This is a genomic window from Streptomyces filamentosus (assembly GCF_014654895.1).
In the GTDB taxonomy this organism is placed as follows: Bacteria; Actinomycetota; Actinomycetes; order Streptomycetales; family Streptomycetaceae; genus Streptomyces; species Streptomyces filamentosus.
Window position 1 is genome coordinate 2,637,728 of record NZ_BNBE01000001.1, and the last position, 22,662, is coordinate 2,660,389.

Below are 22,662 nucleotides of genomic sequence, written 5' to 3' on the forward strand. Positions count from 1 at the left end.
GACGGGTCACCCCTCCGACCCCGACGCCGACCCCACAGCCCCGTCCGGCCCCACAGCCCCGTCCGGCCCCGCAGCCCCGTCCGGCCCTGAAGTCCCCTCCGGCCCTCCGGCCCCGTCCGCATCCCCACTCGTGCCCACGCCCGCAGCACCACCCGCACCCGCAGCCCCGCCCGTACGTCTCCCGCTCCCCGCCCGCTTCGGGAGGGTGCGGTAGCCGGGGTGGACTCCCGGGGTGAGGCCCTGCTGGGCGGCGACCCGGCCGAGGAGCTCCGCGAGCAGGCCGCGCTCGGCGCCGTCCAGCGCGGCCAGGAGGTCGTCCTCGTGCGCGGCGGCCACCTCGCGGACCCCGGCGAGGGCGCGGCGTCCGCCCTCGGAGACGTACAACTCGTAGTTGCGCCGGTCCTCGGTGCTGCGCCGGCGCTCGACCAGGCCCTTGCGCTCCAGGTTGTCGATGAGGGCGACGACCCGGCTCGGCACGACGCCGAGGTCGGCGGCGAGGGAACGCTGGCTGCGGCCGGGTTCGGTCGCGATCATCCGCAGCAGGCCGACGTCCGGCGGGGCGAGTCCCAGACCGCCGACGCGCTCGCCGAACCGCCCGGCCGCGTGCGCCCCGAGCTGGGCCAGCAGGAACGCGGCACCGCGCGGCACCGGAGCCCGCTCGCCCGGTCCCACGGTCCGCTCGCCCGGCTCTGCGGTCCCCTCGCCCGGTCCTGCGGCCGGCTCGCTCGGTCCCGTGGCCCGCTCGCGCCGCCCCTCGGCGGGTCCGCGCTCTTCCTCTGGTCGTTGCCCCTGGCTGCTCACGGAGTTATCGTACGTGAAAAGAATGATTCTCCAGGGTGAATCATTCTCCTCTTGGAACGGAAAAGACCATGGCCGTCCAGCACCAGAGCGCCCGGCGCCACGAGGCCCAGGGCGGGCCCCCTCTCGGACCGCTCGCCCTCGTCTTCACCTCCCTCTTCGTCGCCGGGCTCGTCGCGAGCACCCTCCTCGCGGGCGGCTACACCTTCCCCTCGCCGTTCGGCGGCGCCGACGCGACCGACGACATCGCGGCGTACTTCCGCCAGCACACCGACGCCGTCCGGATCGGCGCGGCGCTCCAGTTCGGCGCCTCCGTCCCGCTCGCGATCTACGCCGCCACCGCTTCGGCCCGCCTCCACCGGCTCGGCGTCCGCGCCCCCGGCGCCACCATCGCCCTCGCCGGCGGCCTCCTCGCCTCGGCCTTCCTCGGCCTGTCCGCGCTGCTGAGCTGGACCCTCTCCCAGCCCGAGGTGCTCGGCCGGACCGACGTGATCCGCGCTCTCCAGTCGCTGGCCTTCGCGACCGGCGGCCCCGGGCACGTGGTGGCGCTCGGCCTGCTCGTCGCCGGGGTCGCCGTCCCCGGACTGCTCGCCGGCCTGCTGCCCCGGGGCCTCGCCCTCGGCGGCCTCGTCCTCGCGGGCCTCGCCGAACTGTCCACGCTCGTCCTGCTGGCCGACGGCGCCGCCGTGCTGCTCCCGATCGCCCGCTTCGGCGGTCTGCTGTGGCTGATCGCGGCCGGGTTCCTGCTGCCGCGCCACCGCTCCGACCCGCGCGTCCGGGTACGCAGCGGCGCCGGCCGTCCCGAGGGGACCTCCGCGTGAACCGCACCCCGCACGGCCCCGCCCCCACCGGGAAACCGGTCCGCTTCCAGCGGGCCGGCGCCGGCCGGCTCCGCGAGGACGTCGACGCCGTCGCCGACCTCGCCCTCGCCCTCGCCTCGCCCCCCCCGGGAACGGCCGTCGACGCCCGGGAGGCCACCCGCCCCGCCGCGTCCGGCCCCGACCCGCACACGGACGACGGCGCGCACCCGTCCCCGGCGGGCCGGCGGGCTGTCTCCGGCGGGCCGGCGGGCCGTCTCCGAAGCGGTGGTCCGCGCCCTCGCGGCGTGACCCGCCCGCCGTCACCGCCTCACCACGGGGGCCACTCAAATGTGCGGGTACCCGCACGGCCGTGCGCCCGGTGCGGCACCATGGGGAGGTGACCTCTCCCCGGCCCTCCGCCCGCCCCGCCGTCCGGCTCATCGCCACGGATCTCGACGGCACGCTCCTGCGCGACGACAAGTCCGTCTCCGAGCGCACGGTCGCCGCTCTCGCCGCGGCCGAACGGGCGGGGATCGAGGTCTTCTTCGTCACCGGCCGCCCGGCCCGCTGGATGGACGTCGTCAGCGCCCACGTCCACGGCCACGGCCTCGCCATCTGCGCCAACGGCGCCGCCGTCGTGGACCTGCACGCGGGCGGCACCTTCCTGGAGGTCCGCCCGCTGCCCCGGCCCGCCGCCCTCGACGTCGTCCGGGCGCTGCGGGCCGCCGCCCCCGGCACCAGCTTCGCCGTCGAGCTGACCACCGGCATCCACTACGAGCCGCTGTACCCGCCCTTCTTCCTCGACCCCGGCGCCACCGTCGCCACCGCCGAGAAGCTGCTGTACGAGGAGACGCCGGGCGCCGCGGCGCCGGTGCTCAAGCTGCTCGCCCAGCACCCCGAGCTCGACCCCGACGCCTTCCTCGCCACGGCCCGTCAGGCCGCCGGTGACCTGGCGTCCTTCACCCGCTCCAGCCCCACCGCCCTCATCGAGATCAGCGCGCTCGGCGTCTCCAAGGCGTCGACCCTCGCGCTGTGCTGCGCCGAGCGCGGCATCACGGCCGACCAGGTCGCGGCCTTCGGCGACATGCCCAACGACATCGAGATGCTCACCTGGGCCGGCCGCTCGTACGCCATGGGCAACGCGCACCCCGAGGTGATCGCCGCCGCCTCGGGCCGCACCGCCGGCAACAACGAGGACGGAGTCGCCGTGATCATCGAACGCCTCGTCGCCGAAGCGCTCGCGCAGCAGCCCTCCGACGGATCCGCCCCCGAACCGAATGCCCTCGAACCGACCGCCCCCGAACCGATTGCTCCCGGACCGGCCGCCTCCCAGCCCGCCTCCGGCAACCCGCTCTAGAGCGGCGCCTCCCACACCACCGACGTACCGCCGCCGTCCTCGCCCAGGCCCGGCCCGCACCAGCTGGCGCCGCCGAGGGACTCGGCGCGGCGGGCGAGGTTGCGCAGGCCGCTGCGCCGGCCGCCCTCCGGCATGCCCACGCCGTCGTCCGCGACCGTGAGCCGCACCCCGGGCGAACCGTCCGGCAGCGTCACCGTCGCGTCGACGACGACCTCGATCCGGGCCGCCTCCGCGTGCCGGAAGGCGTTGGACAGCGCCTCGCGCAGCGCGGCGATCAGGTTCTTGCCGGTCAGCTCGCCGACGGTCGCGTCGACCGCGCCGAGGAAGCGGTGGGCGGGCTTGAAGCCCAGCGGCACCGCCGCCATGTTGATCTCCCGCAGGACCCGCGTGCGCAGCCCCGACGGGGCCTCCGCCGGGCCCTGCTGGAGCGCGAAGATCGCCGTGCGGATCTCCTGGATGGTGACGTCCAGCTCGTCCACCGCCTTGCCGACGCCCTCCTGGACGGCCGGCACGACCGCCTTCCGCTGGGCGCTCTCCAGCATCATCCCGGTGGCGAAGAGCCGCTGGATGACGAGGTCGTGCAGGTCCCGGGCGATCCGGTCGCGGTCCTCGAAGACCGCGAGCCGCTCCCGGTCGCGCTGGGCCTCGGCCATCATCAGCGCGAGCGCGGCCTGCGAGGCGAACTGCGTGGCCAGGGTCCGCTCGGCCTCCGTGAAGGGCTTGCCGCCCCGCCGCCGGGGCGTCGCGAGCGCCCCCAGCACCCGGCCGCCGCTCTGGAGCGGCAGCACCATGCTGGGCCCGTACGCGCTGCTCATCCCGGTGGTCATGCGCGAGTCCGTCGAGGAGTCCTGCACGAAGACGGCCTCGCCCTCCAGGAGCTCCTCCACGATCGCGCTCTCGGGCGGGACCACCATGCCGAGGAGCTTCGTCGGCCGCTCCGAGGAGACGGCGACGATCTCCAGACCGCCCTCCTCGGCGGGCAGCAGCACGATCCCGGCGTCCGCGTCGGCGAGCCGCCGGGCCTGCTCGGCGACGACGGAGAGCGCGTCGTCGGCGTCGCCGCCGGAGAGCAGGGCCGTGGTGACGGCGACCGAGCCGTCGATCCACCGCTCGCGCTGGCGCGCGGCCTCGTAGAGGCGGGCGTTGCCGATGGCGATGCCCGCCTCGGTGGCGAGCACCCGGACCATGTGCTCGTCGTAGTCGTTGAACTCCTCGCCGCTCCGCTTCTCCGAGAGGTAGAGGTTGCCGAAGATCTCGCCCTGGACGCGGATGGGGACGCCGAGGAAGGACCGCATGACCGGGTGGCCGGGCGGGAAGCCGGCCGAGCGCGGGTCGGTGGAGAGGTCGGCGAGCCGGATCGTCCGCGGCTCCCGGATGAGCGCGCCCAGCAGTCCGGCGTGGCCGTCGGGAAGGCGCCCGATGCGCCGGGCCACGTCCTCGCCGACGCCGTGGGTGACGAAGTCGGAGAGGCCCTTGCCCTTCTCGTCGACGACCCCGATGGCCGCGTAGCGGGCGTCCGCCAGCTCCGCGGCGGTCTCGCAGATCCGGTCGAGGGTGGTGTGGAGTTCGAGGCCCGTGCCCACCGACCTCATGGCTTCGAGCAGCTGCGGCACGCGGGCCGTCAGCTCCGTGGACAGCCCCTGGAGGCTCCTGGTCGCCTCGGTGGCGGCGACCAGGGGGTCCGGGGATTCGGGCGTGGCGGCGGTCATGCCCCTGAGCCTAGTTAGTCCTATTTGGCGAGAAAAGTCGGACGGCCTGCCGGTGCCTCTCCGGAACCGGCCCGGCCGAGGAGCAGATCGGTCTCCCGCTCCTGCTCCAGCATCCGGCGCAGTGGCCCGTCCGCGGCGGCGAGCTCGGCGTACGGGCCGCGCTGCACCGTCCGCCCGCCGTCGAGGACCACCACCTCGTCGACCGCGTCGAGTCCGCGCAGCCGGTGGGTGATGAGCACGGTGGTGCGGCCCTCGGTGGCGCGCATCAGGTCCTCGGTGAGGGCGTCGGCGGTGGCCAGGTCCAGGTGCTCGGCCGGCTCGTCGAGGACGAGGACCGGGAAGTCCGCGAGGAGCGCGCGGGCCAGCGCGAGCCGCTGCCGCTGGCCGCCGGAGAGCTTCGAACCGTGCTCGCCCACCAGGGTGTCGAGCCCCTCGGGCAGGCCGTCCACCCAGTCGAGGAGCCGCGCCCGGCGCAGCGCCTCCCGCAGCGCCCCGTCGTCCGCGTCCGGACGGGCGAGCCGCAGGTTCTCCCGTACGGAACTGTCGAAGAGGTGCGCGTCCTGCGCGCACAGTCCGACGAGGCGGCGCACGTCGTCGCCGTCGAGCTCCCAGGCGGGCACCCCGCCGAGCCGGTACGTGCCGCCCTCCATGTCAAGGAAGCGCAGCAGCACCTGGGCGAGGGTGGTCTTGCCGGAGCCGGAGGCGCCGACGACGGCGACCCGCCGCCCGGCCTCCAGGGTGAGCGCGAAACCGTCGAGCGCGGGCCGCTCCTGCCCGGCGTGACGGGCCGAGATTCCCGCCAGTTCCAGTGGGAACGGCCCGGCCGGGGGAGCGGCGGGCACCGCCGGCTCGTGTACGGGGACGGGCGCGTCCAGCACCTCGAAGACCCGCTCGGCGCTGTGCCGGACCCGCTGCCGGTACTGGACGGCCAGGGGGAGGCCGGTGACGGCCTCGAAGGCGGCGAGCGGGGTGAGCACGACGACCGCGAGGGCGACCCCGTCGAGCCGTCCGTCCCGGACGGCCTGCACGCCGACGAGGGCCGCGGCCACCACCGTCAGCCCGCAGACCACGGCCGAGAGCCCGGCGCCCAGCGCGGCGGCGGCGGACTGCCGGGACGCGATGGCGGTGAGGGTACGGTCGGCGGCCCGGGCCCGGCCGAGCCGGTCCGGGAGCGCCCCGGCCACGGTCAGCTCGGCGCAGCCGCGCAGCGGGTCGGCCACGGCGGTGGCGAGCACGCCGCGCGCCGGGGCGAGCCGCCGTTCGGCCCGGCGGGCCAGGGCGGCGCCCAGCGGCGGCACGGCCACGCCGGCGACGAGGAGTCCCACCGCGAGGACGGCGCCCGCCTCGGGCAGCATCCAGGCGGTGAAGCCGACCGAGCCGAGGCCCACGAGGAGGGCGGCCCCGGCCGGGAGCAGCCAGCGGAGCCAGTAGTCCTGGAGGGCGTCGACGTCGTGGACGAGGCGGGCGAGCAGGTCGCCGCGGCGGGTGGTCCGCAGCCCGGCAGGGGCGATCCGCTCCAGTCGCTCGTAGACGGAGACGCGGAGTCCGGCGAGCATCCGCAGCACGGCGTCGTGCGAGACGAGCCGCTCGGCGTACCGGAAGACGGCCCGCCCGATGCCGAAGGCCCGGGTGGCGGTGACGGCGACCATCAGGTGCAGCACGGGGGGCTGCTCCGAGGCGCGCGAGATGAGCCAGCCGGAGACCGCCATGAGCCCCACGGCCGACCCGAGCGCCAGGCTCCCGAGCAGCAGCGCGAGCCCCATCCGGCCCCGCAGCTCCCCGGCCATCTCCCGCACCCTGGCGAGCACACCGCGGCCGGACGCGGGCACGGCCACGGGCCCGGACGCGGGCATGAGCGCGGGCCCGGACGCAGACATGAGCGCGGGCCCGGGCACAGGCACAGGCACAGGCATGGGCGCAGAAGCGGCCGTGGTCACAGAAGCGGCCGTGGTCGCGGCGACGGCGGCGTCCGCCGGACCGCCGGAGCCCTCCGGCACGTCCGCCGCCGGGTCCGCTGCCCCGATCGTCACCACCCGGTCGGCCACGGCGAGCAGCGCCGGCCGGTGCACGACCAGCAGCACGGTCCGCCCCTCGGCGAGCCGCCGCACCGCGTCGACGATGCCCGCCTCCGTCTCGCCGTCCAGCGCCGCCGTCGGCTCGTCGAGCAGCAGCAGCGGCCGGTCGGCGAGGAAGGCGCGGGCGAGTGCGAGCCGCTGCCGCTGCCCGGCCGAGAGCCCGGCCCCGTCCTCGCCGAGCACGGTCCCGGCCCCGTCGGGCAGCCCGTCCACGAAGGAGTCGGCCCCCGCGTCCCGCAGCGCCGCCCGCACCTCAGCGTCGCTCGCCTCCGGCCGCGCGAGCCGCACGTTCTCGGCGATGCTCCCGGCGAAGAGGTACGGCCGCTGCGGCACCCACGCGATCCGCGCCCGCCACGCCTCCGGGTCCAGCTCCGCCAGGTCCACGCCCCCGACCCGTACGGCTCCGCCCGCCTCCGGCTCCGTGAAGCCGAGGACGACGTCGAGCAGGGTCGACTTCCCGGCGCCGCTCGGCCCGACGAGGGCCACCGTCTCCCCCGGTTCGACGGTGAGGCTCGCGGAGGAGAGCGAGGGCTCGGCGCGTCCCGGGTGGCGGACCGTCACCCGGTCCAGCTCCAGCCGCGCGTCGGCCGGCACCGGCCGGGTGCCGCCGCCGCGCACCGGGGTCTCCAGCACCTCGAAGATCTCCTCGGCCGCCGCCAGCCCCTCCGCCGCCGCGTGGAACTGCGCGCCGACCTGCCGCAGCGGCAGGTACGCCTCGGGGGCGAGGACGAGGATGACGAGCCCGGTGTAGAGGTCGAGGGTGCCGTGGACGAGCCGCATGCCGATGGTGACGGCGACCAGCGCCACCGACAGCGTGGAGAGCAGTTCCAGCGCGAAGGACGAGAGGAAGGCGATCCGCAGGGTGCGCATGGTCGCCCGCCGGTAGTCCCCGGTGATGGCGCGGATCGAGGCGGCCTGGGCCTTGGCACGGCCGAAGACCTTGAGGGTGGGCAGTCCGGCGACGACGTCGAGGAAGTGGCCGGAGAGCCGGGAGAGCAGCTTCCACTGCCGGTCCATCCGGGCCTGGGTGTACCAGCCGATCAGGATCATGAAGACCGGGATCAGCGGCAGGGTGACGACGATGATCGCGGCCGAGACCCAGTCCTCGGTGACGATCCGCGCGAGGACCGCGAGCGGGACGACGACGGCCAGGCCGAGCTGGGGCAGGTAGCGGGCGAAGTAGTCGTCGAGCGCGTCGACGCCCCGGGTGGCGAGCGCGACGAGCGAACCGGTGCGCTGTCCGCCGAGCCAGCCGGGTCCGAGCGCGGTGGCCCGTTCCAGGAGCCGGCCCCGCAGTTCGGACTTGACCGAGGCGCTCGCCCGGTGGGCGGCCAGTTCCGTCAGCCAGGAGACGAGGCCCCGGCCCGCCGCGACCCCGGCGAGCAGCAGCAGGGGAGTGGTGAGGGCGGAGACCGACAGGCCCTGCTGGAAGGCCCCCACCACGATCTCGGCGATGAGCATCGCCTGGGCGATGACCAGCGCCGCCCCGGCCAGGCCGAGCACGACGGCCGCGACGAGGAAGAAGCGGGTCGCCCTTGCGTACCGGAGCAGACGCGGGTCGATCGGTTTCACGTGAAACATGCCCCTCTGGGAGAAAGCGCCCGGGGCATCGGTTTCACGTGAAACATGCCCCCTGGAGGAATGCCGTCCGGACCCTCGCGGGCCCGGACGACGACGGCCCTGGCAGGTGCCGGCACCCGCCCTAGTGGGCGTCGGCGATGTGCTGGGTGCCGATCCGCTTGCGGAAGACCCAGTAGGTCCACCCCTGGTAGAGCAGGACCAGCGGCGTGGCGATGGCCGCGCACCAGGTCATGATCTTGAGCGTGTACGGGCTCGACGAGGCGTTCGTCACCGTCAGGCTCCACGCGGGGTCGAGCGAGGACGGCATGACGTTCGGGAAGAGCGCCAGGAACAGCATCGCGACCGCGGCGGCGATCGTCACTCCCGAGAGCGCGAAGGACCAGCCCTCGCGCCCCGCCTTGATGGCGCCGATCGCGGCGACCAGCGACACAGCGGCGATCAGCATCGCCGCGAGGCTCCAGCCGTCGCCCGTGTCGATCTGGGTCCAGATCAGGAAAGCGAGCGCGAGCACCGCCGTGACCAGGCCCAGCTTCATCGCGAGCGCCCGGGCGCGGGCCCGGATGTCGCCGACCGTCTTGAGCGCCGCGAAGACGGTGCCGTGGAAGGTGAAGAGGGTGAGCGTGACCAGTCCGCCGAGGAGCGCGTACGGGTTGAGCAGGTCCCAGAAGTTGCCGACGTACTCCATGTCCCGGTCGATCTTCACGCCCCGGACGATGTTGCCGAAGGCGACGCCCCACAGGAACGCGGGGATCAGCGAGGTCCAGAAGATCGCCTCCTCCCAGTTGCGCTGCCAGTTCTCCTCGGGCCGCTTGGCCCGGTACTCGAAGGCGACGCCGCGGACGATGAGGCAGACCAGGATGATCAGCAGGGGCAGGTAGAAGCCGGAGAAGAGGGTCGCGTACCACTCGGGGAAGGCGGCGAAGGTCGCGCCGCCCGCGGTCAGCAGCCACACCTCGTTGCCGTCCCAGACGGGTCCGATGGTGTTGATGAGGACCCGCTTCTCGGGACGGTCCCGGGCGAGCAGTTTGGTGAGGACGCCGACCCCGAAGTCGAAGCCCTCCAGGAAGAAGTAGCCGGTCCAGAGGACGGCGATGAGTACGAACCAGACGTCGTGGAGTTCCATGCCTCGATCTCCTGAGCCTCAGTACGAGAAGGCCATGGGCCGGTCGGGGTCACGGGTGTCCCCGCCGATCTTGGTGGGCGGGTTGAGGTCGTCCTCGGTGAGCTCGGGCGGGCCGGCCTTCACGTACTTCACGAGGAGCTTGACCTCGATGACGGCGAGGATCGCGTAGAGGGTGGTGAAGACGATCATCGAGGTGAGCACCTCGCCCTGCGAGACGCCGGGGGAGACGGCCGCGCTGGTGCGCATCACGCCGTAGACGACCCAGGGCTGACGGCCCATCTCGGTGAAGATCCAGCCCCACGAGTTGGCGATCAGCGGGAAGAGCATGGTCCAGAGGGCCACGATCCAGTACCACTTGCCGAGCTTCGGGCTGAGGGCCTTGTTCTTGAAGAGGACGAGGTTCGGCACTTCGTCCTCACCGGTCCTCAGTCCGGGGGCGATCAGGAACTTCTTGCGCGTCAGCCAGAGCCCGAGGACGCCGATCGCGAGCGAGGCCATGCCGAAGCCGATCATCCAGCGGAAGCCCCAGTAGGCGACCGGGATGTTGGGCCGGTAGTCGCCGGGGCCGTACTTCTCCTGCTCGGCCTTGTTGACGTCGTTGATGCCGGGGACGTACGAGTGGAAGTCGCCGTTGGCGAGGTAGGACAGTATCCCGGGGATCTCGATGGCGACCTCGTTGTGGCCCTTGTCCACGTCGCCGATGGCGAAGATCGAGAAGGGCGCGGGCGCCTCGCCGTCCCACAGCGCCTCGGCGGCGGCCATCTTCATCGGCTGCTGCTTGAACATGACCTTGCCGAGCATGTCGCCGCTGATGGCCGTGCCGAGGCCCGCGATGATCAGCGTGATCAGGCCGAGCCGCAGCGAGGTCCGCATCACCGCGACGTGCCGCTTGCGCATCAGGTGGAAGGCGGAGATGCCGACCATGAAGGCGCCGCCGACGAGGAAGGCCGCCGTCATGGTGTGGAAGAACTGGGTGAGCGCGGTGTTCTGGGTGAGCACCGCCCAGAAGTCGGTGAGCTCGGCGCGGGCGCCCTGGCCCCGGTCCTCGTTGATGCGGTAGCCGACCGGGTGCTGCATCCAGGAGTTGGCGGCCAGGATGAAGTACGCGGAGAGGATGGTGCCGATCGAGACCATCCAGATGCAGGCGAGGTGGATCTTCTTCGGCAGCTTGTCCCAGCCGAAGATCCACAGGCCGATGAAGGTGGACTCGAAGAAGAAGGCGATGAGCGCCTCGAAGGCGAGCGGGGCGCCGAAGATGTCGCCGACGAAGCGGGAGTAGTCCGACCAGTTCATGCCGAACTGGAACTCCTGCACGATGCCGGTGACGACACCCATGGCGATGTTGATGAGGAAGAGCTTCCCCCAGAACTTCGTCGCCCTGAGGTACTTCTCCTTCCCGCTACGGACCCAGGCGGTCTGAAGCCCTGCGGTGAGGGCGGCGAGGGAGATCGTCAGCGGGACGAAGAGGAAGTGGTAGACGGTGGTGATGCCGAACTGCCAGCGCGCCAGTGTCTCCGGCGCCAAAGCGAGGTCCACGTCGTTTTCTCCTTACATCGCCGTGGTCACATCGGCAGTCTGCCCCTTTAATCCCCCCTGTTAAGGGACAAACGGGACACGCTTGTGAACGCGTTCACATTCACAAGCATTATGACTCATACGAAATCCGTACTGCAGAGGGGGGGCCTGTCGGGGAGGTCACACCTTCCCGAGGACTTCAACATATTGTTGAATTCGGCCCATGAGCCTTCGGATACGCCTCACCTGGCCGGCCGGACACACCACGGCCACCCTCGACGAGACCCCCACGAGCACCGCGCTCCTGGGGGCCCTGCCGATCGTCTCCACCGCCCGCACCTGGGGCGAGGAGGTCTACTTCGACACCCCGGTCTCCGTCCCCCGCGAGGACGGGGCGCGCCAGGTCGTCGCGCCCGGCACCGTCGCCTTCTGGACCGACGGCGACGCCCTCGCCCTCCCCTACGGACCGACCCCGGTCTCCCGGGGCGAGGAGTGCCGGCTGGCGAGCCCGTGCAACCTGCTGGGCGCGCTCGACGGCGACCCGAGGATCCTGGCCACCGTCCGCGACGGCGACCCGATCCGCGTGGAACTCGCCTGAGGGACGCGCCCCCGACCAGGGAGGCACGCCCCGAAGCAGATACGGGTGCGTCCCCGAGGCCGGTGGGGGTGCGCCCCCGAAACCGCCGGGTACGCCCCCGAGCCGTCAGGCGCCCTGGCGGAAGCCCTCCGCCACCTTCAGGAACAGGTCGTTCGCCTCGGTCTCGCCGATCGTGACGCGCACGCCCTCCCCCGCGAACGGCCGCACCACCACGCCGTGCCGCTCGCACTCCGCCGCGAACTCCACGGTCCGCTCGCCGAGCCGCAGCCAGACGAAGTTCGCCTGGGCGTCCGGGACGGTCCACCCCTGGGCCACGAGCCCCGCGTGGACCCGCTCCCGCTCCCCCACCAGCGAGCCGACGCGCCCGAGCAGCTCGTCCTCGGCGCGCAGCGAGGCCACCGCAGCGTCCTGCGCCACCTGGCTCACGCCGAACGGCACCGCCGTCTTGCGCAGCGCCGCCGCCACCGGCTCGTGGGCGATCGCGAAGCCGACCCGCAGCCCCGCCAGGCCGTACGCCTTGGAGAAGGTGCGGAGCACCGCCACGTTCGGCCGGTCGCGGTAGAGCTCGACGCCGTCCGGGATGTCGGTGTCGCGGACGAACTCCTTGTACGCCTCGTCGATCACGACCAGGACGTCGGAGGGCACCCGGTCCAGGAAGCGCTCCAGCTCGGCCCTGCGCACCGCGGTGCCCGTGGGGTTATTGGGGTTGCAGACGAAGATCAGCCGGGTCCGGTCGGTGATCGCCTCCGCCATCGCGTCGAGGTCGTGGACCTCGTCCTCGGTCAGCGGCACCTGCACCGAGGTGGCCCCGCTGATCTGGGTGATGATCGGGTACGCCTCGAAGGAGCGCCAGGCGTAGATCACCTCGTCGCCGGGGCCCGAGGTCGCCTGGAGCAGTGACTGGGCGACGCCGACCGAGCCGGTGCCGGTGGCGATGTGGGAGACCGGGACGCCGAAGCGGTCGGCCAGCTCCTGCGACAGCTCCGTGCAGGCCATGTCGGGGTAGCGGTTGAAGTTCGCGGCGGCGGCCAGCGCGCGCTCCATCACGCCCGGGAGCGGCGGGTAGGGGTTCTCGTTCGAGGACAGCTTGAAGGCGACGGGGCCGCCCGCGGCCGCCGGCTTGCCCGGCTTGTAGGTGGGGACGCCGTCCAGCTCGGCGCGCAGCTTCGGGGTGGACTCGCTCGTCCCGCTGGTCTCGCTCACAGGGTGGCCTCCTCGACCGTCCGTACCGCCAATGCTCCTCACTTTAAGAGGATTCCCGGCCGCTGCGAACGGGCTGTGGACAACAGCCCTGCAACGCTGTGGAAAGCCACCTTCCGCACCCCTTCCCGGACCGCCTCCCCGGCCTCCTCCCGACGCCGTCAGGGACCCCTCCCGGCGCCACCCCGGCTTCCCCTCCCGGATCCTCCCCGCCGTCTCCCTCCAGACCTCGCCCCGGCCCCTCTCGAGCCCCTCTCTCAAGCCCCTCTCGGACCCTTCCCAGCCCCTTCCCAGCCCCTTCCCGTCTCCCTCCCGCAGGACGAGGGGGCGCGCGCCTGGGTGGCGCGCGCCGGTGGCGAGCGCCGTGGCGCGCATCCCCCGTAGTGGTGAGTTGAGACCTCTTCGAGACCTCGTCCCCACGCCAGGCCCATCCCGCCCCGGAACCACAAGTCACATGCGAAAGCCCACAACTACCTTGGATTTCACCACTCTTGAGGCTTCTCGATCATGCAGAAACGTGCCTGTCAATGCCCGCATATGCGGCCGTCTCACCCACCCCCCGTCGCCCTACTATCGGCACGCCATGACAGCAGCAGGGAAGCACCAGGTGAGCCGGGCACAGACCCGGGGAAGCCGGCAGGGCCGGGCGGGCATCCGGGACGTGGCCGCCGCCGCCGGGGTCTCCATCACGACTGTCTCCGACGCGCTCAACGGCAAGGGACGACTCCCGGACGCCACCCGCCGACACGTTCGCGAGGTCGCCGACCGGCTGGGCTACCGGCCCTCCGCGGCCGCGCGCACGCTCCGCACCGGCAAGTCGGGACTCATCGGCCTGACCGTGACCACGTACGGGGATGAACCTTTCACCTTCACGGAGTTCGCCTACTTCGCGGAGATGGCCAGGGCCGCAACCTCGGCCGCGCTCGCCCGCGGCTACGCCCTCGTCATCCTTCCCGCGACCTCACGCCATGACGTCTGGTCGAACGTCGCCCTCGACGGCACCGTCGTCATCGACCCCTCCGACCACGACCCCGTCGTCACCGAGCTCGTCCGCCAGGGCCTCCCCGTCGTCTCGGACGGCCGCCCGGCGGGGACGCTCCCGGTGACCGCCTGGGTCGACAACGACCACGAGGCGGCCGTACTCGACCTCCTCGACCACCTCGCCGACGCCGGCGCACGCCGCATCGGCCTGCTCACCGGCACCACCACCGACACCTACACCCGCCTGTCCACCACCGCGTACCTCAACTGGTGCGAGCGGGTCGGGCAGGACCCCGTCTACGAGGCCTATCCGGCGCACGACCCGTGCGCGGGCGCCGTCGCGGCCGACCGGCTGCTCGCCCGCCCCGACCGTCCCGACGCCGTCTACGGCCTCTTCGATCCCAACGGCACCGATCTCCTGGCCGCCGCCCGCCGTTACGGCCTGCGCGTACCGGACGACCTGCTGATCGTGTGCTGCAGCGAGTCCACCGTCTACGCCGCGACCGAACCGCCCATCACCACGCTCTCGCTCAAACCGCGCCGCATCGGCACCGCCGTCGTCCAGCTGCTCATCGACGCCATCGAGGGAGTCGAAGGCGACGGTCCCGTCGAGCAGGTGATACCGACCGAACTCATCGTCCGCACCTCCTCGCAGCGCCGCTCGCCGCGGACGACCGTCAGCCCGCCGCGCTCGCCCGCGAAGGACTGAGCGCACCCCGACCACGACCGAGGACCACCGGAACACCCCCGGAGACCGCCGGGAGCCACCGGCGTCCACCGCCGTCCACCGACCGACGACCGACGACCGACGACCGACCGACGAACGACGAACGACCCACCGAACGGCCGGAAGAACGAACGCCGTCCCCGCCCCTGCCCGTGGGCGGGAACGGCGAAACCGGCCGTCCCACCGGGCTCCACCCTGGACTGGACCTTCTCAATTCGGGCGAAACAACCGGTGAACCCGGAGCGAACCCGGATTCACCACCCCTGGTGCGTCACACAGGCGGACCCTCATTCCTATGATGGGCGCACGACACCGCGGACCACCCCGACCAGGCCGGTCCGCGATGTGAAGGGCATCGCGACGGTGGTGGAGGGGTCGATGACTCAGGGGGCCGGTCAGGATCCCGTGGAGCGCACGGCGACATTGCGTGACTTCCGCGTACCGCCGTACGCCCGCGTGCCCGTGCAGGGCCACGCGGCCGAGGCGCCCGCCGCGCCCCCCGCACCCTCCGATCCCACCCTCCACCTGGGCACCCGCCCGGCCGCGTTCCCGGAGCCCTCGCCCCGCCCCGCGCCCGCCGCGCCGCCCGCCGCCGTGCCTCCGGCCCCCGCCGCGGCCCCGCTCGCCCCCGCGCAGCCCCCCGCCGCCCCGCTCGCTTCGGCCCCCCAGGCCGGCGACGGCCATCCCGGGAACGCCCATCCCGGCGACGGGCATCCGGGGAACGGCCACCCCGCCGACTTCCCCGAGGGCTACACCCCGACCGAGCGCGACCTCCCGGTCATCCAGCGCGGCGACACCCTCCAGGTCCCCGTCGCCCCGGCCGCCGCACCGGCGCCCGTGCCCGCCGGCGACGGCCCGGGCCCGCTGTACGTCGTCGGCGACGTCCACGGCTACCTCGACGAACTCGTCGCCGCCCTGCGCGCCCAGGGCCTCGTCGACGAGAACGGCGGCTGGGCCGCGGGCAACGCCCGGCTGTGGTTCCTCGGCGACTTCACCGACCGGGGCCCCGACGGCATCGGCGTCATCGACCTCGTCATGCGCCTCTCCGCCGAGGCCGCCGCCGCGGGCGGCTACTGCAAGGCCCTTATGGGCAACCACGAGCTGCTCCTCATCGGCGCCAAACGCTTCGGTGACACCCCGGTCAACTCCGGTGCCGGCACCGCCACCTTCCAGGCCGCCTGGCTGCTCAACGGGGGCCAGAAGCACGACATGGACCGCCTCCAGGACGTCCACCTCCAGTGGATGTCCCGGCTCGACGCCGTCGTCCACGAGGACGGCCACCTGCTGCTGCACTCCGACACCACCGCGTACCTGGAGTACGGCGAGACCATCGAGGACGTCAACGACACGGTCCACGAGATCCTCACGCGCAACGACGCCGACGAGGTCTGGGACCTCTTCCGGAAGTTCACCAAGCGCTTCGCCTTCCGCGACGAGGGCGGCCCGCAGGCCGTCCAGGAGCTGCTCGGCACCTACGGCGGTTCGCGGATCGTGCACGGCCACAGCCCGATCCCGTACCTCCTCGGCCAGGTCGGCACGGAGGACGGCGAGGAGGACCCCCGCCCGGTCGTCGACGGCCCGCACGTCTACGCCGACGGGCTCGCCATCGCCATGGACGGCGGCGTCACCATGGCCGGAAAGCTCCTGGTGGTCCGGCTCCCCCTGGAGGGCTGAGCCTCACCCTGCGCATCCGGGACGGGCGATTTCAGGAAACCCTCTGTCACGGTGCCCGGTCACGGCCCTACCATCGGTGCTCCATCCTTAGCAGGCTCTCCTCCGCTTCCGCCCGGACCGCCGTTCTCCACGGCAGGCCCGGGCCCACCGAGCATCGGGGGATGCACATGAACGTGGCTCCGCACCTGCTGACCGAGGACCGCTCCGAGTACGAGCGCATCCTCGACGAGGCACTGCGCACCGCACAGGAACGGCCGGAACTCGACGGAGCCGGTACGCGGCTGACGCCCGCCCAGCTCCGCGCGATGGCGCTGAACGCGACCACGCTGATCACCACGGCCGCGGCGGGCGAGTACGAGCACTTCGTCAAGGTCCGCGAGGCGCACCGCGCCGCCTCCAACCGTCCCAGGACCCAGGCCCCCGACGAGTCCCCCGGCGCCGCCGCGGTCCTCACCACCCTCGTCCCGGTCCTCGCCGGCACGGCCGCCGTGATCTTCCTGCTGGTCGGCGCGGTGATCCGGCTGGTCGCGCCGGGCGCCGCCCTCGGCACCGCCATGCTCACCGCCGGACTGGTCTTCGGCGCCCTCGCCGCCGCCGGTCTGCTCTGCGCCGGCGCCGGCCTGCTCCTCACGGCCCTCCGCAACAGCCCCGCCGAGACCGGCGCCCCCGACGACGAACTCGTCCGGGCCCGCGCCGCCTGGGGCCACGCCCTCCTGGAGCGCGGCCTCATCCCCTTCCTCCACGCCGCCCTCGCCGCCACCACCGACCCGCCGCCCCGGGAGCGCTGACGCCCCCGGGCGCGCCCCGGCCCGCGATCCCCCCGTGGACCGCGGGCCGGGGCGCGTCGCGTGCGGTCGGTCCTACTCGGCCAGCGGCAGGTAGACCCGGTTGCCGGAGGCGGCGAACTCCGCCGACTTCTCGGCCATGCCGGCCTCGATCTCCTCCTTCTTCAGGTCACCGCCGTGCTCGCGGCGGATGTCCTGGGAGATCTTCATCGAGCAGAACTTCGGGCCGCACATCGAGCAGAAGTGGGCGGTCTTCGCGGGCTCGGCGGGCAGCGTCTCGTCGTGGAACTCCCGGGCGGTGTCCGGGTCGAGGGCCAGGTTGAACTGGTCCTCCCAGCGGAACTCGAAGCGCGCGTCGGAGAGCGCGTCGTCCCACTCCTGCGCGCCCGGATGCCCCTTGGCGAGGTCCGCCGCGTGTGCCGCGATCTTGTACGTGATGACGCCGGTCTTCACGTCGTCGCGGTTCGGCAGGCCCAGGTGCTCCTTGGGCGTGACGTAGCAGAGCATCGCGGTGCCCCACCAGGCGATCATCGCCGCGCCGATGCCGGAGGTGATGTGGTCGTACGCGGGCGCGACGTCCGTGGTCAGCGGGCCGAGCGTGTAGAACGGCGCCTCCTCGCAGATCTCCTGCTGGAGGTCGATGTTCTCCTTGATCTTGTGCATCGGGACGTGCCCCGGGCCCTCGATCATGGTCTGCACGTGGTGCCGCTTGGCGATCGTGTTGAGCTCGCCGAGGGTACGCAGCTCCGCGAACTGGGCGTCGTCGTTGGCGTCCGCGATCGAGCCGGGCCGCAGACCGTCGCCGAGCGAGTAGGTGACGTCGTACGCCGCGAGGATCTCGCAGAGCTCCTCGAAGTTCGTGTAGAGGAAGTTCTCCTTGTGGTGCGCGAGGCACCAGGCCGCCATGATCGAGCCGCCGCGCGAGACGATGCCGGTCTTGCGGCGCGCGGTGAGCGGCACGTACGGCAGGAGCACGCCGGCGTGCACGGTCATGTAGTCCACGCCCTGCTCGGCCTGCTCGATGACCGTGTCCTTGTAGATCTCCCAGGTCAGGTCCTCGGCCCGGCCGTCGACCTTCTCCAGGGCCTGGTAGAGCGGCACGGTGCCGATGGGCACGGGGGAGTTGCGCAGCACCCACTCGCGGGTGGTGTGGATGTTGCGGCCGGTGGACAGGTCCATGACCGTGTCGGCGCCCCAGCGGGTCGCCCACGTCATCTTCTCCACCTCCTCCTCGATGGAGGAGGTGACGGCGGAGTTGCCGATGTTGGCGTTGACCTTCACCAGGAACCGCTTGCCGATGATCATCGGCTCGATCTCCGGGTGGTTGACGTTGGCCGGCAGCACCGCGCGGCCCGCCGCGATCTCCTCGCGGACGACCTCGGGGGAGACGTTCTCCCGGATCGCCACGTACTCCATCTCCGGGGTGACCTCGCCCCGGCGGGCGTACGCGAGCTGGGTCACGGCCTGCCCGGGGCGGCCCCGGCGGGGCAGTCGCGGCCGGCCGGGGAAGACCGCGTCGAGGTTCTTGAGCCCGCCGCCGCGCGGCGAGGTGTGCTTGATGCCGTCGTCCTCGGGGCGGACCGGGCGGCCCGCGTACTCCTCGGTGTCGCCGCGCGCGATGATCCAGTTCTCGCGGAGCGGGGCCAGGCCCCGGCGCACGTCGGTGTCGACGGAGGGGTCGGTGTACGGGCCGGACGTGTCGTACAGCGTCACGTCCTTGCCGTTGGTGAGGTGTACCTGACGGACCGGCACCCGGAGGTCGGGGCGGGAGCCCTCGACGTACCCCTTGTGCCAGCCCGGCGTGCGCGCGCCGTTCGAGTCGTTCTGGTCGTTCTGGTCGGAGGCAGGCGTGCGTGCGTCCTGAATGGTCATGAGACCGAATCTCCCTACGCCGGCATTACCCGGTAACAGGTTCGGCGGTCGGCGCAGCCTCCCCTCGTACGTACGTCAGTCAGTACGCGCGTACGGTGATCAGCGCCCTCTCAGCCCGGTGCTCCGAGCTCCCGCGTGTGCAAAGGTGCCACCACGCTAGCGCCCTCCCGGCCGTGCTGAACAGTGGGCCCCCGCCGTTCTTGCGATGATCGGGCGGTGACTTCCTCGCAGCAGACCCCCGATCCGCACGGCCACTCCCACGGCCACGGCACCGGCGACGGCGCTGGTCACGGCCACGACCACGGCCCGAGCCAGGGCTCCGGAAACGGGTCCGGGCACGGGCCGGGACACGACTCCGGACACGGGTCCGGACACGGGCACAGCCACGGCCACGGGCCCGCCGCGCCCGTCTCCCGGCACCTGCGCAGGGTCATCGCCGCGATCCTCATCCCCTTCGCCACCGCCGTGGTGGTCGGTCTCGTGGTGCTCTGGCCCGGCGGCAGCCCGCCGCACGAACGGACCGGCGTCGGCTTCGACCGGCAGACCCAGCAGGGCCGGGTGGTGGCGGTCGAGCAGGTGGACTGCCGGGACGTGAACGCGGCGCAGGTGCCGCCCACCGGGGACACCTCCACCCCGCAGGGCCGCGAGGCGGTCGCCGGGCAGCAGGGGCAGTGCGAGAAGGCGACCATCGAGGTCACGAGCGGTCCGGACAAGGGCCGTACGTTCACCGAGATCGTGCAGCCGGACGCCCCGCGCCAACTGGAGGAGGGCACGCGGGTGGTGGTGGCCTACGCCCCCGACGCCCCGCACGACCTCCAGTACTCGGTGACCGACGTGAACCGCAAGGTGCCGATGGCGGTCCTCGCCGGCATCTTCGCGCTCGCGGTCGTCCTCGTCGGACGGCTGCGCGGCCTGATGGCGCTGGTCGCGCTGGCGGTGAGCTTCCTGGTGCTGACGCTCTTCATCCTGCCCGCGATCCTGGAGGGTTCGAACCCGCTGGTCGTGGCCGTGGTCGGATCGAGCGCCATCATGCTGCTCGCGCTCTACCTGTGCCACGGACTGTCGGCGCGCACCTCGGTCGCCGTGCTCGGCACGCTGATCTCGCTGCTGCTGATCGGCCTGCTCGGGTCGTTCTTCATCGGCTGGGCCTCGCTCAGCGGCAACACCGACGACTACACCGGGCTCATCCACGGTCTCTACCCGGAGATCGACATGTCCGGCCTGCTGCTCGCGGGTGTGATCATCGGTTCGCTCGGCGTCCTGGACGACGTGACCGTCACCCAGACCTCGGCGGTCTGGGAACTGCACCAGGCCGACCCGCGCATGGGTCCGCGCGCGCTCTACCGGGCCGGCATCCGGATCGGCCGCGACCACATCGCCTCGGTGGTCAACACCCTGGTCCTGGCCTACGCCGGTGCCGCGCTGCCGCTGCTGCTCCTCTTCACCATCGCGCAGAGCAGCATGGGGACGGTGGCCAACAGCGAGCTGGTGGCGGAGGAGATCGTCCGGACCCTGGTCGGTTCGATCGGCCTGGTCGCCTCGGTGCCGGTCACGACGGCGCTCGCGGCGCTGGTCGTGTCGGCGGACCGCCCGGCGAAGGAGGCCGGAGTCCGGACCCCGGGCCGTGGCGGACGGCGTCGCCGCGCGAAGTGACGCCGGGGGCGCTGGGCCGCAGGGGTGCGACCGGCGGGACGGAGTCGCAGGGGCGCGACCTGAGGGGTGGGGCCGGCGCGGGACGGACGCCGGTGAGGGACAGGTACGGGTGGGAGGCCGTACGTACGGAGCGGGACACCGGTCAGGCCGGGCCGGCGCTCTCCTCTGCGAGGATCCGGCCGAGCGCGGCCTCCAGGCTGTCCTCGAAGTCGCCCAGCGCCTGTTCCTGACCGAGCGGCACGAGCTTGTCCGTGCGGTCGAGGAAGGCGACGAGCGGCGGGGCGCTGGCGCGGAACAGCGCGCGGTCGCCGCCCACCTGGAGCCGGATGGAGACGTCCGACAGGCCCTCGGGGTCGGTCGGGGCGATGTGCACGTCCCCGTCGCCGCTCGGCCGGTTGATCCCGTCGAGCAGCAGCTCCCTGCCGAACGCCCAGGTCACCGGCGCGTCCCCGGGGAGGTGGAAGGTCATCCGCACCGCGTAGGGATCCCGGGTCTCGTATCGCAGTTCGACCGGGATCTTGAAGGAGAGCTCCTCCGAGACGAGGAAGCTCATCAGGACCTCGGCCTGAACCGACTCTCGCATCATGTACCCCGCAGTAGATGGAGCAGTTGTGTAAACACAGCTGCTGAAAGCTGTGACCGAAACGGCCAGGAATGATCCCCCGTGGCCCTCTTGACGCAATCGTGCTGTACGCGCTAGCGGATCACAAGGAGTGATTTTTCAGATACTGATAGAGAAGGAGAGCGAGCCGAAGAGCTTTCCGATCTCTGTACGTAGCCGCTCGACTGCTGGGAGCAACCGTTCTTCCTGGTGGAGAGGGAGGGAAATTGCCAGTGTGGCGGCTACGGGGCCCACCGTGAGGGGGATGGCGGCGCAGACCGTGCCGAGCGCATATTCCTGACGTTCCACCAGGGGCTCCATTCGCTCCAAACCGCCCAAACGCTCCAAAAGCATCCGCCGGTTACGCACCGTGTACGGAGTGATGGCTTCCACCGGGTGGCGGGAGAGGTGGTCTTGACGGGAGCTCAGATCCAGTTGGCCGAGCAGACATTGGCCGATCGCGTGGGCGTGGCCCGTCTCGCGGAAATCGGCCCATTCCTCCACCGCCGGGGAGCTGGAGGTGTCCGCGACGGAGAGGAGTTCGATCTCGCCCTCGCGGTAGATCGCGAAGTAGACCGGCACACCGACCTCGTCCCGCCAGTGGGCGAGGGAGTCCTCGATCTTGGTGCGACGATTCTGCACAGCCCCGCCACCGGCGAGCCGGGCGACCGCCTCGCCCAGATAGAACGCACCCTTGTCGCGGAGCAGATAGCCCTCGTGCGTCAGGGTGCGGAGAAGGTGGTACGTCGTGGGCAGCGGAAGGCCCGTCTCCCGGGCGAGCTGCTTGGCGGGGGCACCGTCCGCGTGGGAGGCCACGGCCTCCAGAAGTCTCAGCGCCCGCTGCACCGAGCCGATCAGGGTCGGCGCAGCTGTCTGCGGAACCGTGGCCAAAGGTCACCCCCAGGCGTGACGACGGACGCACTGCATCCGTTCGCGGGGGCCGCCCCCGCGTACCCGCCGGGCCTGGAACACCGATGGGGTCCGATGGACGGACCCCTCAGGGACGAGCGGGAAACCGCTGGTCTGCCGGAGATCTACGCCCGTAGTCCCCGACTCGGCGGAGATCTGCCACTCTAGTGGCTCGTCCTCGCCCCCCACCCTGTTTCGACCAGCGCGTTCCCCCTGCCGGGCTAACGCCCGGCCGCGGCTTCGTACCGCTGAGTAGACGGCGCTACCAGTCGCGCCCCGACTTCGCCGAGGAACCGAACTTCCGCACGACGTAGATGAGTCCGGCGACGAGCGCCACGAACAGCAGGATCTTGAACAGCAGTCCGACCACGAAGGTGAGGACGCTGGTGATGGCCCCGCCGAAGACGAGCAGCACCAGTGCGGGTATCGCGACCCACTTCACCCACCACGGCAGTCCCGCGAGAATCTCCTGTACGGCCATGGTTCTCTCCCTCGCCTCGGCGCCCCGTCCGGAACCCTTCGTCCCGGACACCTCCAGGCTAGGCGCGGGACCCGCGTCACCGGGGCCTCCGGGGCCCCGGCTCTCCCCTGATCCGCCCCCTAGGGGAACCGGGGATCCCGGACCGCGAGGACTCGGGGTCCGGGGGCCGGTACCGGTACCGGTACCGGGCCTGCGCGATCACGCACCGGGCTCACGGCTCGGG

The 22,662-nt window shown here is 72.5% G+C and carries 17 protein-coding genes; 7 read left to right on the forward strand and 10 right to left on the reverse strand.

The features are described from left to right. Window positions 1–6: 6 nt before the first annotated feature. Window positions 7–801, reverse strand: a complete 795-nt coding sequence (locus IE326_RS41435; protein WP_268982959.1) for a MarR family winged helix-turn-helix transcriptional regulator — start codon at window positions 799–801, stop codon at window positions 7–9. 68 nt (window positions 802–869) lie between these two features. Between IE326_RS41435 and IE326_RS11955 the strand changes: the two genes are divergently transcribed. After that, the gene (locus tag IE326_RS11955) at window positions 870–1,619 is read left to right on the forward strand and encodes a hypothetical protein (protein ID WP_190041491.1); all 750 of its coding nucleotides are present in this window, start codon (window positions 870–872) and stop codon (window positions 1,617–1,619) included. Window positions 1,620–1,995: 376 nt separating this feature from the next. After that, window positions 1,996–2,955 (forward strand): Cof-type HAD-IIB family hydrolase, encoded by a 960-nt coding sequence (locus IE326_RS11960; RefSeq protein ID WP_229915302.1) that lies wholly within the window; start codon window positions 1,996–1,998, stop codon window positions 2,953–2,955. On the opposite strand, the gene IE326_RS11965 is transcribed toward IE326_RS11960, so the two are convergent. The 4 genes from IE326_RS11965 to IE326_RS11980 all read right to left on the reverse strand — a co-directional run bounded on the left by IE326_RS11965 (window position 2,952) and on the right by IE326_RS11980 (window position 10,979). Beyond that, window positions 2,952–4,664 carry a sensor histidine kinase gene (locus IE326_RS11965; protein ID WP_150229660.1) on the reverse strand — a complete coding sequence of 571 codons (1,713 nt, stop codon included), beginning with the start codon at window positions 4,662–4,664 and terminating at the stop codon, window positions 2,952–2,954. The two genes, IE326_RS11960 and IE326_RS11965, sit on opposite strands and share 4 nt — an antisense overlap. A 20-nt stretch (window positions 4,665–4,684) precedes the next feature. Beyond that, window positions 4,685–8,311, reverse strand: coding sequence for a thiol reductant ABC exporter subunit CydD (gene cydD / locus IE326_RS11970; RefSeq protein ID WP_190041492.1), 3,627 nt, complete (start codon window positions 8,309–8,311; stop codon window positions 4,685–4,687). Window positions 8,312–8,441: 130 nt separating this feature from the next. Beyond that, entirely contained in the window at window positions 8,442–9,443 is a 1,002-nt protein-coding gene (gene cydB, locus IE326_RS11975) for a cytochrome d ubiquinol oxidase subunit II (protein WP_190041493.1), read from the reverse strand. A gap of 18 nt (window positions 9,444–9,461) precedes the next feature. Then, the gene (locus IE326_RS11980; protein ID WP_150229653.1) at window positions 9,462–10,979 is read right to left on the reverse strand and encodes a cytochrome ubiquinol oxidase subunit I; all 1,518 of its coding nucleotides are present in this window, start codon (window positions 10,977–10,979) and stop codon (window positions 9,462–9,464) included. A 202-nt stretch (window positions 10,980–11,181) separates the two neighbouring features. On the opposite strand from IE326_RS11980, the gene IE326_RS11985 reads away from it, so the two are divergent. Then, the gene (locus IE326_RS11985) at window positions 11,182–11,556 is read left to right on the forward strand and encodes a cyclophilin-like fold protein (protein WP_150229650.1); all 375 of its coding nucleotides are present in this window, start codon (window positions 11,182–11,184) and stop codon (window positions 11,554–11,556) included. A gap of 105 nt (window positions 11,557–11,661) precedes the next feature. Here IE326_RS11985 and hisC read toward each other — a convergent pair whose 3' ends face one another. Next, complete coding sequence (hisC, locus tag IE326_RS11990) at window positions 11,662–12,759, reverse strand: histidinol-phosphate transaminase (protein ID WP_190041494.1); 1,098 nt, start codon at window positions 12,757–12,759, stop codon at window positions 11,662–11,664. 580 nt (window positions 12,760–13,339) lie between these two features. Here hisC and IE326_RS11995 point away from each other — a divergent pair. The 3 genes from IE326_RS11995 (at window position 13,340) to IE326_RS12005 (ending at window position 16,926) form a co-directional block, all read left to right on the forward strand. Beyond that, window positions 13,340–14,446, forward strand: coding sequence for a LacI family DNA-binding transcriptional regulator (locus tag IE326_RS11995; protein WP_190041495.1), 1,107 nt, complete (start codon window positions 13,340–13,342; stop codon window positions 14,444–14,446). Window positions 14,447–14,827: 381 nt separating this feature from the next. Next, a complete protein-coding gene (locus IE326_RS12000; protein ID WP_373310228.1) occupies window positions 14,828–16,138 on the forward strand; it encodes a metallophosphoesterase in 1,311 nt (436 codons plus the stop codon). 161 nt (window positions 16,139–16,299) lie between these two features. Next, window positions 16,300–16,926, forward strand: a complete 627-nt coding sequence (locus IE326_RS12005) for a hypothetical protein (protein WP_190041497.1) — start codon at window positions 16,300–16,302, stop codon at window positions 16,924–16,926. 72 nt (window positions 16,927–16,998) lie between these two features. Here the strand turns inward: IE326_RS12005 and thiC are convergent, their stop codons facing one another. Further along, window positions 16,999–18,795 (reverse strand): phosphomethylpyrimidine synthase ThiC, encoded by a 1,797-nt coding sequence (gene thiC / locus IE326_RS12010; protein ID WP_150229642.1) that lies wholly within the window; start codon window positions 18,793–18,795, stop codon window positions 16,999–17,001. Window positions 18,796–19,011: 216 nt separating this feature from the next. On the opposite strand from thiC, the gene IE326_RS12015 reads away from it, so the two are divergent. Further along, window positions 19,012–20,448 carry a YibE/F family protein gene (locus tag IE326_RS12015; RefSeq protein ID WP_190041498.1) on the forward strand — a complete coding sequence of 479 codons (1,437 nt, stop codon included), beginning with the start codon at window positions 19,012–19,014 and terminating at the stop codon, window positions 20,446–20,448. 142 nt (window positions 20,449–20,590) lie between these two features. Here the strand turns inward: IE326_RS12015 and IE326_RS12020 are convergent, their stop codons facing one another. The 3 genes from IE326_RS12020 to IE326_RS12030 all read right to left on the reverse strand — a co-directional run bounded on the left by IE326_RS12020 (window position 20,591) and on the right by IE326_RS12030 (window position 22,439). Beyond that, on the reverse strand, window positions 20,591–21,031 hold the full coding sequence (locus IE326_RS12020) for an SsgA family sporulation/cell division regulator (protein WP_030753939.1): 441 nt from the start codon (window positions 21,029–21,031) through the stop codon (window positions 20,591–20,593). 138 nt (window positions 21,032–21,169) lie between these two features. Continuing rightward, a complete protein-coding gene (locus IE326_RS12025; RefSeq protein ID WP_190041499.1) occupies window positions 21,170–21,940 on the reverse strand; it encodes an IclR family transcriptional regulator in 771 nt (256 codons plus the stop codon). 280 nt (window positions 21,941–22,220) lie between these two features. Continuing rightward, complete coding sequence (locus IE326_RS12030; RefSeq protein WP_150229638.1) at window positions 22,221–22,439, reverse strand: DUF5326 family protein; 219 nt, start codon at window positions 22,437–22,439, stop codon at window positions 22,221–22,223. Window positions 22,440–22,662: the final 223 nt, after the last annotated feature.

Bases quoted from the DNA above. Each gene is read 5' to 3' on its own strand.
- IE326_RS11955 (WP_190041491.1), top strand. From the start codon at position 870: ATGGCCGTCCAGCACCAGAGCGCCCGGCGCCACGAGGCCCAGGGCGGG.
- IE326_RS11965 (WP_150229660.1), bottom strand. From the start codon at position 4,664: ATGACCGCCGCCACGCCCGAATCCCCGGACCCCCTGGTCGCCGCCACC.
- cydB (WP_190041493.1), bottom strand. From the start codon at position 9,443: ATGGAACTCCACGACGTCTGGTTCGTACTCATCGCCGTCCTCTGGACC.
- IE326_RS11985 (WP_150229650.1), top strand. From the start codon at position 11,182: ATGAGCCTTCGGATACGCCTCACCTGGCCGGCCGGACACACCACGGCC.
- IE326_RS11995 (WP_190041495.1), top strand. From the start codon at position 13,340: ATGACAGCAGCAGGGAAGCACCAGGTGAGCCGGGCACAGACCCGGGGA.
- IE326_RS12005 (WP_190041497.1), top strand. From the start codon at position 16,300: ATGCACATGAACGTGGCTCCGCACCTGCTGACCGAGGACCGCTCCGAG.
- thiC (WP_150229642.1), bottom strand. From the start codon at position 18,795: ATGACCATTCAGGACGCACGCACGCCTGCCTCCGACCAGAACGACCAG.
- IE326_RS12020 (WP_030753939.1), bottom strand. From the start codon at position 21,031: ATGCGAGAGTCGGTTCAGGCCGAGGTCCTGATGAGCTTCCTCGTCTCG.
- IE326_RS12030 (WP_150229638.1), bottom strand. From the start codon at position 22,439: ATGGCCGTACAGGAGATTCTCGCGGGACTGCCGTGGTGGGTGAAGTGG.